The 1,129-nt window shown below is 67.0% G+C and carries 1 protein-coding gene; it reads right to left on the minus strand.

Translation table 11 applies throughout. From position 1 onward, the window contains the following. Positions 1 to 1,092 carry an IS630 family transposase gene (locus ACIRFH_RS36640; RefSeq protein WP_403530940.1) on the minus strand — a complete coding sequence of 364 codons (1,092 nt, stop codon included), beginning with the start codon at positions 1,090 to 1,092 and terminating at the stop codon, positions 1 to 3. Between the last annotated feature and the right edge of the window lie 37 nt (positions 1,093 to 1,129).

The following is a 1,129-nucleotide window of genomic DNA, read 5'->3' on the forward strand; positions in this document are numbered from 1 at the left end:
CTAGTGACCTGAGTCGGAGATTCGTCGGCAGTAGGCGGCGACTTTGTCGAGGATCTCGTCGGCGGTCTTCGTCCAGACGAACGGCCTGGGGTGCTCGTTCCAGTCTGCGAGCCAGGACCGGATGTCGCGTTCGAGGGCCTGGACGGAGCGGTGGACACCGCGCCTGAGCTTCTTCTGCGTCAGCTCGGCGAACCACCGCTCCACCAGGTTCAGCCAGGACGAACTGGTCGGCGTGAAGTGCAGGTGGAAGCGGGGATGTACCAGCAGCCACTTCTTGACGGCGGGCGTCTTGTGGGTGACGTAGTTGTCGAGGATGAGATGCACCTCGAGCTCCGCGGGGACTTCCTTGTCCAGCTTGGCCAGGAACTTCTTGAACTCCACGGCCCGGTGGCGTCGGTGCAGGGAGCCGATCACCTTGCCGGTGGCGACCTCTAGTGCGGCGAACAGGGTGGTGGTGCCGGCGCGGACGTAGTCGTGGCTGCGGCGTTCGGGAACGCCGGGCATCATCGGCAGCACGGGCTGGGACCGGTCCAGGGCCTGGATCTGCGACTTCTCGTCCACGCAGAGGACCAGGGCCTTCTCCGGCGGGTCGAGATACAGGCCGACGACGTCACGGACCTTGTCGATGAACAGCGGGTCGGTGGACAGCTTGAACGTCTGTGAGCGGTGCGGCGCGAGGGCGAACGCCCGCCAGATCCGCGAGATCGCCGACTGCGACATGCCGGTGGCCGCCGCCATCGACCTGGTCGACCAGTGGGTGGCGTTCTTCGGCTTCTCCTCCAGGGTCTTGACGACGACCCGCTCGACGTCCGCGTCGGTGATCTTCCGCGGGACGCCGGGCCGCGGCTCGTCACACAGGCCGTCCAGGCCGCGTTCCAGGAAGCGCCGCCGCCAGGTGCGGACCGTGTCCGGACTGACCCGCAGCCGGCGTGACACCTCCATGATCGAGTGCCCCTCGGCGCACTCCAGCACGATCCTTGAACGCTGGGCCAGAGCCTGGGCCGTCGTGCGGCGACGCACCCAGCCCTCCAGCACGACCCGCTGGGCATCGGTCACCGACAACGGCGGAATCTTCGGACCCGGACGACTCATACCGAACCAACGACGAATCTCCGACTCAGGTCACTAG

This window comes from Streptomyces sp. NPDC093586 (genome assembly GCF_044764905.1).
GTDB lineage: Bacteria > Actinomycetota > Actinomycetes > Streptomycetales > Streptomycetaceae > Streptomyces.

Excerpts from the sequence above, each read along its gene's own strand:
- ACIRFH_RS36640 (WP_403530940.1), bottom strand. The coding sequence starts at position 1,092 with ATGAGTCGTCCGGGTCCGAAGATTCCGCCGTTGTCGGTGACCGATGCC.